We start from the raw sequence: 16,020 nt of genomic DNA, 5'->3' as shown, positions 1-16,020 counted from the left end.
CCGGAGGATACCAATGTAGCAAAAGTTTCGCGCTGAAGCGCGGCTTTTTCGTCTGAAGACGAAGGCTTCAACCAAATCAGGGACAGTGAATTGGATCAGGTATGCGCGCCGGGCAAGGCCGCGTCTAGCGCGGACCAGTCAGCAATCTCCAACCGGACCGGGAAGGTCAGGACGCGGCGGCGCATCGGCATGGGCAGGCGGACCGCATCCTTTTCGGTGGTGACCAACTGGGCGTTGAGAGATTTCGCCTCCGCCTCCAGCCGGGACAGGATCTGCGGGGTGAAAGCCGCGTGATCGCCAAAGGCGCGGGTCGCGCAGATGTCAGCGCCCACATCATGCAGGCTCTGAAAGAATTTCTCCGGTCGGCCAATGCCCGCGAACGCCATCACCCGCAGGCCCTGCCACGGCATCCCCATGGCCAAGGGTTTCAACGCCCCCGCACTTTGCGCGAGATCGGCCAGCATCGGATAGCGGGCGCGGCACGCCGCCTGCGCCTGCGCCGTCCCGATCAGGATCACATGATCGGCGCGGGCAAGCCCTTTTTGGATCGGTTCACGCAAGGGGCCAGCGGGGATCACACGGCCATTGCCAAAACCCACGCCCGCGTCGATCACCACGATAGAGAGATCCTTTGCCAACCCCGGATTTTGGTGTGCATCGTCAAGGATCAGGCAATCCGCGCCCGCCGCCACCGCCTTTTGCGCGCCGGCAGCACGGTCACGCGCGACCCAAACCGGGGCGAAGGCCGACAGGAGAAGCGGCTCATCGCCCACACGCTCCGCCGCATCGTCCGGCATCACCCGGTGCGGCGCGATCTGCGTGCCGCCATAGCCGCGGCTGATGACATGCGGGCTAAGACCCCGCGCGGTGAGCCGCTCAATCAATGCGATGACCACAGGGGTTTTGCCGGTCCCCCCGGCAGAGATATTGCCGACGGAGATTACAGGCACATCCACCTTGACCGGCGTGGCCCGCGCGATCCGTCGCGCCGTGCCAAAGGCATAGAGCGCGCCAAGCGGTGCCAGCAGCGTGGCGCGCAGACGCGGTTTGCGGGACCAGAAGGCCGGGGCTCTCATGTCAGGCGCGCCTCCAATTCCGTGAGGATCACGTCCAGCACGCGATCCGTGGTTGCGGCCCCGTCGCTCGACACATCCCATGCAGCAGCCGCCATTTCGGCCGCTGTGCTGGGGCGCAAGGCATGGGCCAGCCGATCGGCCAACGCATCCGCCGTCTCCACGCAAAGTGCCGCGCCCGCCGCGCCAAGCCGCGCATACCCATCCGCGAAATTCGCCACATGCGGGCCATGCAGGATCGCGGAGCCAAGTGTGGCGGGCTCAAACGGGTTATGCCCGCCCACCTCAACCAGCGATCCACCGATAAACGACACCGGAGCAAGACGATACCACAGGCCCATCTCTCCCAGCGTATCGGCAAGGTAGACCTCCGTCTCCCGATCCGGCACCTCGCCCTTGCCCCGCTGCGCGACGACAAAGCCATCGGCGCGCAGCATCGCGGCCAGCGCATCGCCGCGTTCAGGATGGCGCGGGGCGAGGATCAGCGTCAGACCGGGCAGGCCACGGCGGGCGGTGGCGTGCGCGCGCGCGACGATCTCCTCCTCCCCGGCATGGGTCGAGGCCGCACACCACAGGGGCCGCCCGCCAAACACGGCAGCAAGGCGTTTGCGCTCCAGATCGTCATGGGGCAAGGGTGCGGCGCCTTCCTTGAGGCTGCCCGTCACCTCGATAGAGCGGCGGCTGATGCCAAGGCGCGCGATGTGGCGCGCCGTGTCGTCATCCTGCGCCATGACCCGTTTGAAACAGCGCAGGACCGCGCGCGCGGCCAAGGGCGCCCAACTCCATTTCGCGAAAGAGCGGCGCGACAGGCGCGCGTTGATCAGGATCACCGGCACACCCGCCCGCCGCAGCCGGGTCAATTGGCGCGGCCAAAGCTCGCTTTCGGTCCAGAGCACAAGATCAGGCCGCCAATGCGTAAGAAAGGCCGTCACCGCCACGGGCGTATCAAGCGGCGCAAATTGGTGGATCACGCCCGCAGGCGCGCGCGCGGCCACCAATTCAGCCGAAGTGCGCGTGCCCGTGGTCAGCAGGATCGACAGGCCGGGCCGCTGCTCCATCAAGCGGCGGAGAAGCTCGAAGGTGGACAGCGCCTCCCCCACGCTCGCGGCATGGAGCCACAAAAGCGGGCCATCGGGGCGCGCGGCCGTCGGCTGGCCAAGCTTTTCGGTCCAACGCGCGGGGTCCTCCTTCCCGGCGGCGAGCCGTCGGGTGAGCAGGCGCGGGGCCAAAGGCTGCAACGCCCAAGTCAGCGCGTGATAGCCATGGATCAGCGGTGACAGGGTCATGCCGCGTCCCATGCGTCGGGCGCGGGCTGGTAGAGCGGTTGGCCAGCGCGGCGGTCGGCCTCCTGCTGTGCTGCGATCAGGGCGGCTTCGATGGCGGCGCGGTGATCCTCCGTCGCGGTGCGGCTGCTGTCTGTGGGGGCAGGCAGCGGATCACCCCAAACCACATGCACCTTGGCAAACGGCAAGGGCAGGAGGAACCGATCCCAGCTTGCAAACCGGATTTGCCATGTCGCGGAATAGCCCACCGGCACGACCTCAGCCCCGGTGCGGGCAGAGATGATCGCCGCCCCCGGTTTCACCCGCCCGCGCGGGCCGCGCGGCCCGTCCGGCGTGATGCCAAGCACATGGGTGGGGGCGTCTTTCAAAAACGCGATGGAGGCGCGCAGGGCCTGTGTGCCGCCCTTGTCCTTTTCCGGCTTCTTGGGGTTGGCGGAGGAGCCACGGATCGCGGTCACACCAAACGGGGTGAGCGGCATCAGCGCGATTTCCCCATCCTTGGAGCGGGATGCGATCACGTTGAGGGCAATGCCGTCGATGGCCTCCCGCGCGCAATAGACAAAAGAGCCATGGCAAAACACGATCAGCCCGCCCCGCGCACCGGAGCGAAAGCGGTCCCGATGCGCGGCACCCGTGACCTCAACACGGGCGGTCCACCAGAACAGGCGGAAATAGCCTGCCAGCACCGCGCGCAGCAGTCCCGTCGCACCCTCGGCAAGGCGCACCCGTTGCAAAAGCTTGTTGGCAAGGCCCATGGCGGCGCGGGATGGACCGATCAGCCCAGTTCTTCGGTCGGGCTGTCGGAGGTTTCCTCATCCCGCAGGCGATGCAGATGCGCGATGAAGTAACGGGTCTGCGCCTCATCCACCGTGCGCTGTGCCGCGTTCTTCCACGCGTTATAGGCGCTCTGATAATCGGGAAAGATGCCGACCACGTCGATCTGGGTCGGATCGGTGAATTGGGTGGATTGCGGATTGACGAGTTCGCCGCCGAAAACGAGATGCAGGCGCTGTGTCATAGGACGCTCCGTAGCTGGAATTGGGTCGCGCGGACCCTACTCCGCAGTGGGCAAAAGCGCAATTGCCCCCGATGCCGTTACTCCGCCGCCAATCGCGCCATCAGATCGGGATGGAGGGCCGCATTTGCAGCCACGATCCCCGGCAGCTTGGCCGAGGGGGAGTTGAAGGTCGGCACCTCACCGCTGACGGTGGTGATCCGCGCGCCGGCCTCCCGCAGGATCAGATCGCCCACGGCCACATCCCATTCCCACGCCGGACGAAAGGTGATGGAGGCATCAAAGCGCCCCTGCGCCACAAGGCACAGACGGTAGATCAGCGATCCGCGCAATTCGACCTTCGCATCCGGCACGCCACCGGGCCAAAAGGGCGCGGTCATCTGCCGCTTGCCCGCCAGAATACGCGCGCCATCAGCGAGCTTTTGTTTCGAGGGGGTCAGGTGATCCCCACCGATCCAGGCGCCGCGCCCAATGCTCGCGGAATAGGTCAGGCCAAGGGCGGGAAAATGCGCGACCGCGGCGATCACGCGCCCTTTTTCGGCCACCGCAATCGCGTGGCAAAAATCGGTGCCGCCATTGGCATAGCCGCGCGTGCCGTCGATGGGATCGACGATAAACACCCGGTCATGGGACAGGCGCGCCGGATCGTCGGGGGTTTCCTCCGACAGCCAGCCATATTGCGGGCGGATGCCACGTAGGCGCTGCTTGAGCATCGCATCGACGGCGAGGTCGGCCTCTGTCACCGGGCCTTGTCCATCCCCCTTGTCGCGGGTGCCCAGCGGCCCCTGACGAAAGCGCATGGCAATCTCACCCGCGTCAAGCGCGGCCTCAACCATCATCGGCAGATCGTCTGGTGCGGCGGGGTCATCCACCAGCAAGGGTCATCCCATCCACCAACAAACTCGGCACGACGCGTCCGACATGGGTGCGCGCGTCATTCGCAGGCACGATCCGGCGCAGCATGTCCCGGAGGTTCCCCGCGATGGTGCATTCGTTCACCGGATAGGCAATCTCGCCATTCTCGATCCAGAAACCTGACGCGCCGCGCGAATAATCGCCCGTGTTGGGGTTGATCGTGGAGCCGATGAGCGAGGTAATCATAAGACCCGTGCCCATATCGCGGATCATCTGGTCCCGCGATATGTCGCCCTGTGTCAGCGCAAGGTTGGTCACGCCGGGTGACGGCGCACCAGCCACGCCGCGCGACGCGCTCCCGGTGCTTGTCAGCCCCAGCTTGCGCGCCGTGGCCAGATCAAGGGTCCAGCCCTGCAACACGCCATCCTTGACCAGATCGCGCCGGGCAACCGGCAATCCTTCAGCATCGAAGGGTTTGGAGCCGCCAACGCGCGGGCGCAGCGGGTCTTCGGTCAGGCTCAGATGGTCGGGCAGGACGGCCTCTCCCATCGCGTCTTTCAGCCAGCTTGCGCCGCGCGCGATGGCAGCGCCATTCACCGCGCTCACCAGATGCCCGATCAGGCCGGACGCGACACGCTCGTCATAAAGGACGGGATAGGTGCCGGTGGCCGGTTTGCGGGGCTTGGCCCGTGCAATCGCGCGCTCCCCCGCGATGCGACCAATCTCCTGCGGGGAGATCAGGTCGGCATGATGTATGCGGCTGTCGAAATGATAGTCCCGCTCCATCTCCAGCCCTTCGCCTGAGATCGCGACGCAAGAGAGGCTGTGCCCGGTGCGCGCGTAGCCGCCCGAAAAGCCGTTGGTCATCGCCAGATGGATCACCGTGCGCCCAAAGGCCGCGCTGGCAGAGGACACCTGTGCCACACCTTTGACGGCAAGGGCCGCGGCCTCTGCCTCTGCCGCGGCGGCTTCCAGATCGGCGGGTGCCGGGGCATGGTCATCCACCAGATCGAGCCCTTCGGCATCCCGCCGGTCGGTCAGCTGCGCGGGGTCCGCGAGGCCGATATAGGGGTCTTCGGGCGCAAGACGGGCCATCTGCACGGCACGCTCCGCCATTGTGTCGATCGTCTCGGCCCGCAGATCGGAGCCGGACACGCTGGCGCTGCGCTGCCCGATCAGGACGCGCAGGCCGATCTCCGTCGCCTCAGACCGTCCGGCCTGTTCGAGCGCGCCCTTCAGGACATCGACGCTAATGCTGTCATTGGTCACAGCCATCGCATCCGCCGCATCCGCCCCATGGCGTTTCGCGGCGGACAAAAGGGCCTCGGTCAGGTCTGAAAGGTTCTGTGTCATGCCCCATCAAGTGGCGCGGTTGTGAAGCCCGGTCAAGCCCTGACCCGGTCAGAGCGGCACGCCATTCATCACCAATCGCCCGTTTTGGTAGATGATCTCGCTCATCCGCTGGTTTTCCACATCCGTGGGCGCGGTCAGCGCATCAATCATCTGCACGAACACGCCCGCATTCTCCGGCGGCAACAGCCCGGCCCGGACAAGCTGGTTGACTAGCACCTGCACCCCGGTGACGGTCAGATTGAGGCGCAACAGCGTATCTTCGGGCCTTGGTCCCCGCACAAGGACACGGCCATTCGCGCTCGCCGCCGCACCAAGGGCCGCGACGGAAGCCCGCTCCACCTGCATCACCGCTTCCTCAAACGGCTGGCTATGGGACAAAAGGGCCTCCAGCCCGTCAATGCCCGGCGCGATGGTCACAGAGCCGTTCATCGCAAGGTCAACAGAAGTCGCATGATCGGCAAAAACTCCGCTCGGATCATACAGGGCGATTGTCTGGTCATTGGGCAGAAGGTCTTGCATGTTGAACGTCAGGGCAAAGGGGCGCTTGCCCGAGGACAGATCATCGGGCAGTTCCAGCCCCAGACCGAACCGGGCCATCGTGCCGCCAATGGCCATGCCCGCTCCGGGCGCGTTTGAGACGGACGTGACGCTTTCAAATCCGACATCAAGCTGGTCGACGGTCATCACGAACCCGTCCGTGCCGCGCGACAGCCGGAATTCCGACGGGCCAGTGGTCTGCACGACGTCCATCTGTGTCTGGGTGTTCAGGGCGCCCAGCCGGGTCTGCGAAAGGATCGACTCGGTTCCATCCGAACTGGACGATATCTCAAAGCTGCCATCTGGTCCGGAGGTGAATGTGAACGTGCCGCCTTCGGCAACAAACGCCTGACGGCTGCGGCTGGTGTGGCCGTTCGCGTCAGTGGTGGTTCGGTCGAAGGTGGTGGCGGAGCCGTTGGTGCTGAACGTGATGTTTGTCATCCCGCCTGCGGCTGTGGCCGGCACGCTGCCCATCACCGCAACATCGGAGAATTCCACCACAAGCTCTTCGCCCGGCTCGGTCGCGTCGAGTGTATCCGGCACGGCAACGGTTTGCGTCACGCCCGGCGCAGTGGCCTGAAACTGGATGCGCGTCTCATCCATCTGAAACGACATGACCCCTTCGGATGTCTCAAAACGCTGGGGGATTCGCAGGCCATTGGCGAACAGCAGATCGAGCGTCACCATGTCAGGAATGGCCCCCGTGACGACCCCCCGATCCAGTAGACCGCTGCGCAACGTCACATTGGGAATGCCGTAAACCAAGGTCGCCGCCGTCTCTCCCCCTTCGGTGAAGGAGAGGTCATCGACGATCAGCAGATCGGTATAGGTCACCTCAATCGCGAACGGGTAGCCACTGACCATCCGCGCGGAATAGCTCAGATCCGCCGTGCTGCCCGCCTCGACAATGTTCAATGTCTGCTGGATTTGCTTGCTTTGGTAATACCATCCGGCGGTATAGGCGATGAACAGGGCAATCACGGCCCAGGCGAGCTTCTTCATTATCTGTCCCGAATGAAAACGAATTTCAGTTGCAAATAAGGTCGCACTTTTTGACCATGACGTGCAACCGGCCAAATCACGGCGAAACTTCGTGTTTATGGGTATTCCAGTACCCTCACAAATCCGTCATACTCGCTAGAATGGGGGCCACTACAAGGCACAACGTCAGGGAGGCGGAAAATGGATCGTCGCAAGTTCCTTGCGGGAACGGCGACCCTCGGAACCGGAGCAGCGCTTGCTGCACCGGCGCTTGGGCAATCGCGAACGCAACTTAATATCGTAAATCTTTGGTCAGAGGGTTCGGAAGGTCGCGGAGCCATCCTGTCGGCTGTTGCCGCCCGTGTGTCGGGCCTGTCGGGCGGACAGTTGACGATCACTGTCACCAATGGCGCGGGTCAAGCCGCCGATGCGGCCCTGTCGGGCGCGGATGGTGTCGTGGGCGCCGAAGAAGCATGGATGGGCAAATCCGCAGCCTTCGGCCTGATGACCTCAACACCCGGTGGCCTTGTCGAGCGGGAGCTTGAAGCGTTCATCCGTCAGGAAAACGGTCAGGCGCTGTGGGATGCGCTTTCTGCCGCGCATGGGATGAAGTCTTTCTACCTTGGCGATACTGGCGCGGAATACCTCTGGGCACAGACGGTTCCGGGTGATGTATCAGCGTTCTCCGGCGCGAGCGTTGCCGCACGCGGATTGGCCGCTCGGCTCTACACCGCGCTTGGCGCGAATGTGACGACGCCTGCGATGAACGTGGTCGCCCCCGGTGGCGCGGCATTCGCGGAGACCGGGCCGCTTGCCGATCAGCAGCAGGCTGGCATGGGTGGCCTGAACAAGGTGGCGCTTGGCACGATCACGCGCCCTTCTGCCGCTGTGTCCCTGACGCTCAAAAGTGCCGCTTGGAATGGGCTGAACGAAACGCAGCAGCGCATCCTCACGGCAGCCACCACGGCGCAAAGCCATATCACTGCGGCCGAAGCGCTCAAGCGCAACGCGCTCGCCCAGCAGATCCTGCGCCTGACCGGCGCGGCTGAGGTCACGACGCTGAACGAGGATGTGTTCCACGCGATGATGCCTGCCGCACGCGATGTGCTCAATGGTTTGGCCAGCGATGGCGCGGAAGCCGCAGCCCTTGTCGATGGCTATAAGCGTTTTGGCGAGGCCGTGCAGTCCTGGACCCGCGTGTCAGAGGCACCTTTCGCCACCAATCGCCGCCGCAGCTTTAGCGCATAAAGGGAGCAGATCATGACGGATACCCGTATCAACCGCCGTGCCGCCCTTGGCGCACTTGCCGCAACCGCCGCTGCCCCCCTTGCCGCCCCTGCCTATGCGCAGGGTCGCCTGCGTTGGCGCATGGCGACCTCTTGGCCGGGCGATCTTGCGCTTTTGTCCGGTGGTGCTGCACGCGCCGCGGCCAATATCGCGGCCCTGTCCGATGGGCGCATTGAAGTCGAAGTGTTCCCGGCGGGCACCCTGATGGGCGCGTTCGACGTGCATGACGCTGTCGGCAATGGTGATATCGAATTGTATCACACGGCGGAGTATTACTTTCAGGGCAAACACCGCGCCTATAACTTCTTCACCTCCGTGCCGCTTGGCCTATTGATGACCGAACAGCATGGCTGGTTGCGGTATGGTGGTGGTCAGGCGCTTTGGGATGAGTTGAACGCCCAGCATGGCGTGAAATCGGTGGCCTGTGGCGGCACTGGCGTCCAGATGGGCGGCTGGTTTGAACAGCCCATCACCTCGATGGAGGATTTCCAGTCGCTGACGATGCGGATCCCGGGCCTTGGCGGCGCGGTGCTGCGGGAGCTTGGCGCGAATACGGTGGTCACCCCGGCGGGCGACATCGTTGAGGCGCTGTTTGCGGGCGATATCAACGCGCTTGAATGGGTCGGCCCTGCGGATGATCTGCATTTCGGCTTCCCCAAATTGCTGGCGACCTACATGTATCCCGGCTTTCAGGAGCCGGGAACGGTCTCTGCCATGGGGATCACCAAGCGGGTTTGGGACAATCTCGATGACCGTGATCGCCTGATCTTCGAGACGGCGGCGGATATGGAAAACTCGCAGCTTTGCTCCGCCTATTATGGTGGCAATGGCCTCGCCCTGTCGCAGATGCAGCGCGAGTTTGGCACCCGCCCGACCCGTGTGCCGGATGCGGTGTTTGACCGTCTGGCCGAAACGTCGATGCGGGTGCGCGGCAGCGTGGCGGATGATGACGATTATGGCCGCCGCGTCGTGGAAAGCTTCACCGCCTATCAGGATGCGCTTGTGGACTGGACGGCGGACAGCTTCGCCAACTATTTCGCGCGTCGGGATGCGCGCGGCGGTGCCTACGAGAGCCTTTTCTGATCCAAAACGATGCGCTGGCCGTCCAATCCGGCCAGCGCATCAATTCACTTTCTTCAAATATACCCCGCGCGGCGCGCGTCCGCGCCGCAAGGCGCGGCCCGGCCCAAAGGGAGCGTCAGCGACGTGCGGGAGCGCTACGCCCGGGTCTCCGCCGCACGCTCTAATGCCCGCCGGAAGGCTGGCCGCGCACGGCACCGTTTACCGTAAGCCACGACCCGCTCATCCGTGACATCGAATTTCGCGGCCCGCGCCCAGCCAAGGCAATGAGACGCAATCAGATCGGGCACGCAAAACGCGTCGCCCATCAGATAATCCTGCTCGCCTAGATAAGCCGACAGGCGCGCGATTGCGCGGTCAAACTCCACGCGGGCCGTCTCCTTCACCTGCGGCACGCGCAGGGCCTCGGGCAGCACGAATTTATGCTTTGACGCGGTCCAGAGCGCGCCGTCGATCTCCTCCACAACAAACTGCGTCAGCGCGTCCTGCTGTCCGCGCGCGACCGTTCCCGCCTTTGCCGTTCCAACCCCGTGCCGATCCGCCAGAAACTGCACAATGGCGACCGAATCGGTGATCAACTGCCCATCCACCTTGAGCGCGGGCACCTTGCCACTTGGGTTATGCGCCTTCGCCTCATCTGAGGCGGGTTTGGCCGGGATCAGATCATAGGATTGCCCGGCCTCCTCCAGCATCCACATGGCGCGCATCGCGCGCGATTGCGGGTGTCCGATCAGGGTATAGGCCATGACAAAGTCTCCTATCTGCGTTTCGATTGCATCGCGATGCGCACTAGCGCCCGCTCGATCAGTGCCATATCGGGCACCGGCCGGGGGGAGCGGAGGGCGAGGTCAGTATCCATCAGCGTCTTGATCGCGGCCTCCAGCATCGGCACGGACCAGAGCCTCAATTGCTCGCTCATCTGCCGTTTGCGTGGGCCCATCACCGGCGGGCGCAGGCGCATCATCGCCTCCTCCCCACCGCCCATGCTGGCCACGGCGTGCATCTGCCGGAAATGACGGCTGACCATGATGATGAGCGTCGTAGGATTGACCCCCTGCGCCAACATTCGTGACATCAGCGGCGCGACCGCGCGCGCGTCCTGCCGGGCGACGGCGGCGATCACCTCGTCTAACTCGGCCTCGGTCGACTGGGGCATGATCGCGGCAAGGTCATCGGGGGTGACCTCCACCTGGCCGAGCGTATAGAGCGCCAGCTTCTCCAGCGTTTGCGCAAAATCACCGGGGTCAAGATCGCGCGACAGGGTCGTGAGGTCTTCCATCACCGGGCGTGACAGCGCAGGCAGGCCCGCTGTGCGGATCATCTCCTCCAATTCGTCCCGGTCGGGCGGATCGGCATAGATCGGCGCGGCATAAGCGTTTTTCGCAGGCTCAAACAGTTTGCGCAGCGCGCCGCGCGGGGTGAGTTGCCCGGCGGTAACGATCAAAAGCGCATCGCCCTCCCGCCAATCCTCAAGGGCTGCCTTGACCATCGGGGCCACGGTATCCGTCGCATCCTCAAGCAGCACCGCGCGAGGGCCGGGAAAGAAGCCGCGCGCGCCCATCGCATCGCCCAGCATCGCCTTGTCGCTGCGCAAATCCGCCCCCATCATGCGCGAAAAGCGCATCTCTTCCTCCCCCTGCGGGCCGATCTGGGCGCGCACGAGTTGTTCGCGTTTCAGGGCAATCCGCATCGGATCAGGGCCATAAATCAGGATGCCTGCGACACCCGGTTCCGGCTTGGCGAAAAACCGGTTGGCCTCTCGCTTGCCAAGTTTCATTGCGGCAGCGCCTCGGCAGCGAGGGCGACCCGGCTGGCGATCCGGTCCGCGATGGTGAGGGCAAGGCGTTCCTGCGCATCCCGCTCCGCCACCTCAGCGGCGAAGGCCGACCCGGTGGTGGAATAGGCAGATACCGCCTGAACGCTCTCGGTGAAAATCACGTCGCCCGTCACCGCGTCCCGGAACGAAAACTCCGCAACGCCGGTCAGGTTAAAGCGGGTGATGCTGGCGGATTGGGAAATATTGAGCCCCGCCGAACTGACACTATAGGTCGTGCTGATCCGGTAGCGGGGTTGCCCGATGGGCACACCGCCCAAGCGCTCCCGCAGGCGTTCCCGCAGAATGAAGCCTTCGCGCCCCGGCAGACTATCGACCGCGACATTGCCCAGAAGCGATGTCGCCGCGCGACCATCCGAATACACCGGCGCGAACCCACAGCCAGTGAGGGCCAAAATGGCCCCCAAACCGCCCAGAAGGCGGCGGCGCGTGGGATCAAACGACGACATTCACGATGCGACCGGGCACGACGATCACCTTTCGGGGCTGCTTTCCATCCAGAAAACGCTGCACCGCCCCATCCGCGAGGGCAAGGGTTTCGATCTCTTCCTTGCTGGCGTCAGCGGCCACTGTCACCTCTCCGCGCCGCTTGCCATTGACCTGAATGGGCAGGGTCACGGTATTCTCGACCAGATAGCTGTAATCGGCCACGGGCCATGGCGCGTCAATCACCAGACCAGACCCGCCCAGCGCCGCCCACATTTCCTCCGCCAGATGGGGGGTCATGGGCTGCATCAGCTGCGCCATGGTGGTAAGCGCGAAATGGCGCGCGGATTTCTCTGCCGCGCCGGTGCCTTTGGATTTTGCGATGGCGTTGGTCAACTCATAGAGTTTCGCCACGGATTTGTTGAACTGGAATTGCGCGATCCCGTCGCTCACATCGCGAATGGTGCGATGGGTGAGCTTGGTGAGGGTGAGCGCCTCCTCGGACCCCTCTGGGGCCACTCCTTCGGCGCTATGATCGCCTTCGGCGACCAGTCGCCAGACCCGCTGGAGGTGCTTCCATGCCGCCTCTGCCCCCGCGGCGGTCCATTCCACGTCCCGCTCCGGCGGGCTGTCGGACATCACGAACCAACGCGCGGTATCAGCCCCGTATTGATCGATAATGTCCATCGGATCGACGACATTCTTCTTCGATTTCGACATCTTGATGATCGGGCCGACCGTAACCGGCGTGCCATCGGCCAAGCGCACGGCGTCGCCGTCACGCACCACCTCATCAGGCGTGTGATAGACAGGGCGGCCAGCATCATTGCGTGTCTCGTAGGTCTCATGCGTGACCATGCCTTGCGTAAAGAGCGCGTTGAACGGCTCCGACGCGGAGGCTGGCAGGTGGCCGGTCTTGACCATCGCGCGCGCAAAGAACCGCGAATAAAGGAGGTGCAAAATCGCGTGCTCCACCCCGCCGATATACTGGTCCACATTCATCCAATAGGACGCCTCATCAAGGTCCGTGGGCGTATCCGCGCGCGGCGACGTGAAGCGCGCGAAATACCATGACGAATCGACGAAGGTGTCCATCGTGTCCGTCTCACGCTTTGCCGGTTTGCCGCAGGACGGGCATGGCGTGTCGCGCCATGTCGGGTGGCGGTCAAGCGGGTTGCCGGGGGTTGAGAAATCGACATCACGCGGCAATTCGACGGGCAGGTTTTCCTTCTTCTCCGGCACCAGACCGCAATCGTCGCAATGCACCATCGGGATCGGCGCACCCCAATAGCGTTGACGGCTCAGCCCCCAGTCGCGCAGGCGGAATTTGGTGACGCCTTCCCCCCAGCCTGCCTTTTCCGCGAAATCAATGGTCCGGTCGATCGCCTCATCCCCGGTTGCCACATCCAGCCCGGCGAAATGGTCGATCCATTTCACGGCCTCGGATTTCGGCGGCACGAACGCCTCATCCGTCACAGGCGCGCCGTTTTCAGCGGCAATAAAGGTATCAATCACCGGCAGGTCGTATTTCCGCGCGAAATCCAGATCGCGCTGGTCATGGGCCGGGCAGGCGAAAATCGCACCGGTGCCGTAATCCATCAGGATGAAATTGGCGACCCAGACCGGCAGCTCCCAATCCGGGTTCAGCGGATGGCGGGCTTTCAGCCCTGTGTCAAACCCCCGTTTTTCAGCCTTTTCCAGTGCTTCCTCGGATGTGCCGGTTTTGCGGCATTCGTCGTTGAACGCCTTGAGGTCGGCATTCTCCGCCTCCAGCGCCTTGGCCAAGGGATGATCGGGGGAGATGCCGACAAAGCTCGCGCCCATCAGCGTGTCAGGCCGGGTGGTGTAGACCTCCACCTTGTCCATGCCATGCGCGGGCGCGGTCAGATCGAAGGAAAATTGCAGACCACGGCTCTTGCCGATCCAGTTCGCCTGCATCAGGCGGACCTTCTCGGGCCAATCCTTCAACCCATCCAAGGCGCCGAGCAATTCATCCGCCATGTCGGAGATTTTGAAGAACCATTGCGTCAACTCGCGGCGTTCCACCACCGCGCCGGAGCGCCAGCCCTTCCCGTCGATCACCTGTTCGTTGGCGAGCACGGTCATATCCACCGGATCCCAGTTCACCATCGCGGATTTGCGGGTGATCAGGCCCGCTTCCATCATGTCGATGAACAGGGCCTGCTGTTGGCCGTAATAGTCAGGATCACAGGTCGCGAATTCGCGGGTCCAGTCGAGCGAAAAGCCTAAGGGCTTCATCTGCTCGCGCATATCCGCGATGTTTTGATAGGTCCAGTCGCCGGGATGCGCGCCCCGCTCCATCGCGGCGTTTTCTGCTGGCATCCCGAAAGCGTCCCAGCCCATCGGGTGCAAGACGTTGAAGCCCTGCGCGCGTTTCGTGCGCGCGACCACATCGCCCATCGTGTAGTTGCGCACATGCCCCATATGGATGCGGCCCGACGGATAGGGGAACATCTCAAGGACATAGTATTTCGGCCGCGTCGGATCATGGCGCGCGGCAAAGCTTTCCGCCGCCTCCCAAGCCTGTTGCCATTTCGGTTCGACGGTGCGGGCGTTGTAACGGGACATGTTCACTCGTGACTTTAGTGTTGGGCCTGTTTAGGCCTCTTCAGCGATGCGCAATTCGCGCGCGCGCAACAAAATGGCGTCTTCCAACTGGCGTACGGTGAGCGGGCTGACCGGGGCCGCGACCCAGCGGCCATCCTCGTTCACTTCGCGAAACATCGCGACGCGCAGGCTGTCCACGGCAAGCGCTTCGGACCGGATGAACACCGTGACGCGGAACCGCTCATCCGACGCGCCAGCAAGCGCACCCCAATCGGTCGCAATCACGCCGGAGAACGGATCGGTGGACGCCATGGGCAGGAAATCCACCGTCTCAAGCGAGGCGCGCCACAACAGGCTGTTGACCGGAAATTCCCCGGCAGAGGCAAATGCCTCACCAGACAAAAGACGGTTTACGCTTACCCCACCCGTGGGCAGCTCAGGCTCGACCCGCAAATCCTGGCCGGGGCTACATGCCGCCAGCGTCAACACGAGACCGGAAAAACCAGCAATCAAAGATGTGCGCATCGGATTTGCCTTATATTGAGCCAAAGATCGCCCCGGTTCTATCCGCGTGACGGCAGGCTCACAAGCGTTTTAGGGATAGGGCGGCTTGTGCTGCGCGATGACCTGGTGATCACAACTGTGTCATTCGCGCATCACCCACACTGCATGAGCACGAAAAGGTTTCGAAAGTCTTGACCGGAGGGGGGTCTTTAATGAATTTCACGGCACGCGGTTTACCCACAAGGGAATCCCGTGTCGCTTTAACTCATGAGGGACAACCATGAAAAACGTTCTTTTCACGACGACCGCACTCGTCGCATTCTCCGCTACCGCAGCTTTCGCTGACCTGACCGTTTCCGGTATGGGTGAGCTGGGCCTGACCTCCAACGACGCAAACGTTGGCGAAGACCTCTCCCTGCACACCGACTTCGACATCGTGTGGTCCTTCACCGGCTCCACCGACGGCGGCCTCTCCTTCGGCGCAACCGGCGACTTCGACGAAGCACCTGTTGAAGAATCCGCAGCAGTGTTCGTGTCCGGCGCATTCGGCACCGTGACCGGTGGTGACACCGACGGCGCATTCGACTTCGCAATGTACGACATCCAGAACGGCGGCCTCGCAGGCGAAGCAGACCACTTCTCCGGCAACTCCGACCTCGACAACGTAGCAGACACCGCAGCTGCAGGCACCGCGTCCCAGCTCGTCCGTTATGACATCGCGTTCGGCGGCACCACGATCTCCGCTTCCTGGGAGAACGGCAACACCGCAGCAGCGACCACCAAGCAGACCATCGGCCTCGGCGCGAAGTTCTCCTTCGGTTCCATCGCACTCGGCACCGGCTTCCAGCAGAACGACGGCGACACCATCTCTGGTCTCTCCGTTCAGGCAGGCGTTGGCCCGGCAAAAGTGACCGTTTCCTACGCAACCGTGACTGACGATCAGGCCGGCATTGCATTCGGTGCAGCAGCAGGCGACCAGGGCAAGACCACCACTGGTATCTCCGCAACCTTCGGCGCAGGCGCAGCAACCATCGGCGTCGCATACGAAGACGTGAACAACAAAGCAGTCGCAGACACCGACGCATGGGGCGCATGGGTTGACTACTCCCTCGGCGGCGGCGCAACTGCAAAGGTTGCAGCTGGTGAAACCCACGCCGGCGCATCCAAGTTCGGCGGCGGTATCGGCCTCTCCTTCTAATCTTCGGATTAGAACTTGATCGGGAA

At 63.6% G+C, this 16,020-nt stretch carries 15 protein-coding genes; 3 read left to right on the top strand and 12 right to left on the bottom strand.

Features of this window, described 5'->3' with window-relative positions:
* Window positions 1–95: 95 nt before the first annotated feature.
* The 7 genes from lpxK to FHS89_RS14770 all read right to left on the bottom strand — a co-directional run bounded on the left by lpxK (window position 96) and on the right by FHS89_RS14770 (window position 7,118).
* Window positions 96–1,076 carry a tetraacyldisaccharide 4'-kinase gene (lpxK, locus tag FHS89_RS14800; RefSeq protein ID WP_184012899.1) on the bottom strand — a complete coding sequence of 327 codons (981 nt, stop codon included), beginning with the start codon at window positions 1,074–1,076 and terminating at the stop codon, window positions 96–98.
* Window positions 1,073–2,359 carry a 3-deoxy-D-manno-octulosonic acid transferase gene (locus tag FHS89_RS14795; RefSeq protein WP_184012898.1) on the bottom strand — a complete coding sequence of 429 codons (1,287 nt, stop codon included), beginning with the start codon at window positions 2,357–2,359 and terminating at the stop codon, window positions 1,073–1,075. The genes lpxK and FHS89_RS14795 overlap by 4 nt, the downstream gene beginning before the upstream one ends.
* Window positions 2,356–3,111: a lysophospholipid acyltransferase family protein gene (locus FHS89_RS14790; RefSeq protein WP_184012897.1), complete on the bottom strand. Its 756-nt coding sequence runs from the start codon at window positions 3,109–3,111 to the stop codon at window positions 2,356–2,358. The genes FHS89_RS14795 and FHS89_RS14790 overlap by 4 nt, the downstream gene beginning before the upstream one ends.
* 20 nt (window positions 3,112–3,131) lie before the next feature.
* A complete protein-coding gene (locus FHS89_RS14785; RefSeq protein WP_184012896.1) occupies window positions 3,132–3,374 on the bottom strand; it encodes a DUF4170 domain-containing protein in 243 nt (80 codons plus the stop codon).
* A 77-nt stretch (window positions 3,375–3,451) separates the two neighbouring features.
* Window positions 3,452–4,243, bottom strand: coding sequence for a 3'(2'),5'-bisphosphate nucleotidase CysQ (locus FHS89_RS14780; protein WP_343051505.1), 792 nt, complete (start codon window positions 4,241–4,243; stop codon window positions 3,452–3,454).
* Window positions 4,236–5,579, bottom strand: coding sequence for a TldD/PmbA family protein (locus tag FHS89_RS14775; RefSeq protein WP_184012895.1), 1,344 nt, complete (start codon window positions 5,577–5,579; stop codon window positions 4,236–4,238). The genes FHS89_RS14780 and FHS89_RS14775 overlap by 8 nt, the downstream gene beginning before the upstream one ends.
* A 48-nt stretch (window positions 5,580–5,627) precedes the next feature.
* Window positions 5,628–7,118, bottom strand: coding sequence for a hypothetical protein (locus tag FHS89_RS14770; protein ID WP_184012894.1), 1,491 nt, complete (start codon window positions 7,116–7,118; stop codon window positions 5,628–5,630).
* A gap of 180 nt (window positions 7,119–7,298) precedes the next feature.
* Here FHS89_RS14770 and FHS89_RS14765 point away from each other — a divergent pair, with 180 nt between their 5' ends.
* Both FHS89_RS14765 and FHS89_RS14760 read left to right on the top strand, forming a co-directional pair.
* Window positions 7,299–8,345 carry a type 2 periplasmic-binding domain-containing protein gene (locus FHS89_RS14765; protein ID WP_184012893.1) on the top strand — a complete coding sequence of 349 codons (1,047 nt, stop codon included), beginning with the start codon at window positions 7,299–7,301 and terminating at the stop codon, window positions 8,343–8,345.
* Between the two features lie 12 nt (window positions 8,346–8,357).
* Entirely contained in the window at window positions 8,358–9,467 is a 1,110-nt protein-coding gene (locus tag FHS89_RS14760) for a TRAP transporter substrate-binding protein (RefSeq protein ID WP_184012892.1), read from the top strand.
* A 134-nt stretch (window positions 9,468–9,601) separates the two neighbouring features.
* On the opposite strand, the gene FHS89_RS14755 is transcribed toward FHS89_RS14760, so the two are convergent.
* Genes FHS89_RS14755 through FHS89_RS14735 form a run of 5 tightly spaced genes read right to left on the bottom strand, consistent with a single transcriptional unit; the run spans window position 9,602 to window position 14,817 of the window.
* Entirely contained in the window at window positions 9,602–10,210 is a 609-nt protein-coding gene (locus tag FHS89_RS14755) for a glutathione S-transferase family protein (RefSeq protein ID WP_184012891.1), read from the bottom strand.
* Between the two features lie 11 nt (window positions 10,211–10,221).
* The gene (holA, locus tag FHS89_RS14750; RefSeq protein ID WP_184012890.1) at window positions 10,222–11,241 is read right to left on the bottom strand and encodes a DNA polymerase III subunit delta; all 1,020 of its coding nucleotides are present in this window, start codon (window positions 11,239–11,241) and stop codon (window positions 10,222–10,224) included.
* Window positions 11,238–11,747, bottom strand: coding sequence for an LPS assembly lipoprotein LptE (gene lptE / locus FHS89_RS14745; RefSeq protein ID WP_184012889.1), 510 nt, complete (start codon window positions 11,745–11,747; stop codon window positions 11,238–11,240). Before lptE ends, holA begins: the two co-directional genes overlap by 4 nt.
* Window positions 11,734–14,313: a leucine--tRNA ligase gene (leuS, locus tag FHS89_RS14740; protein WP_184012888.1), complete on the bottom strand. Its 2,580-nt coding sequence runs from the start codon at window positions 14,311–14,313 to the stop codon at window positions 11,734–11,736. The genes lptE and leuS overlap by 14 nt, the downstream gene beginning before the upstream one ends.
* 30 nt (window positions 14,314–14,343) lie before the next feature.
* Window positions 14,344–14,817, bottom strand: a complete 474-nt coding sequence (locus FHS89_RS14735; protein WP_184012887.1) for a DUF3576 domain-containing protein — start codon at window positions 14,815–14,817, stop codon at window positions 14,344–14,346.
* Window positions 14,818–15,076: 259 nt separating this feature from the next.
* Between FHS89_RS14735 and FHS89_RS14730 the strand changes: the two genes are divergently transcribed.
* On the top strand, window positions 15,077–15,994 hold the full coding sequence (locus tag FHS89_RS14730) for a porin (protein ID WP_184012886.1): 918 nt from the start codon (window positions 15,077–15,079) through the stop codon (window positions 15,992–15,994).
* The last annotated feature ends 26 nt before the right edge of the window (window positions 15,995–16,020 follow it).

Origin of the sequence: Rubricella aquisinus (assembly GCF_014199445.1) — a bacterium.
Taxonomy (GTDB): domain Bacteria; phylum Pseudomonadota; class Alphaproteobacteria; order Rhodobacterales; family Rhodobacteraceae; genus Rubricella; species Rubricella aquisinus.
This window is presented reverse-complemented; position numbering and strand designations above follow the sequence as displayed.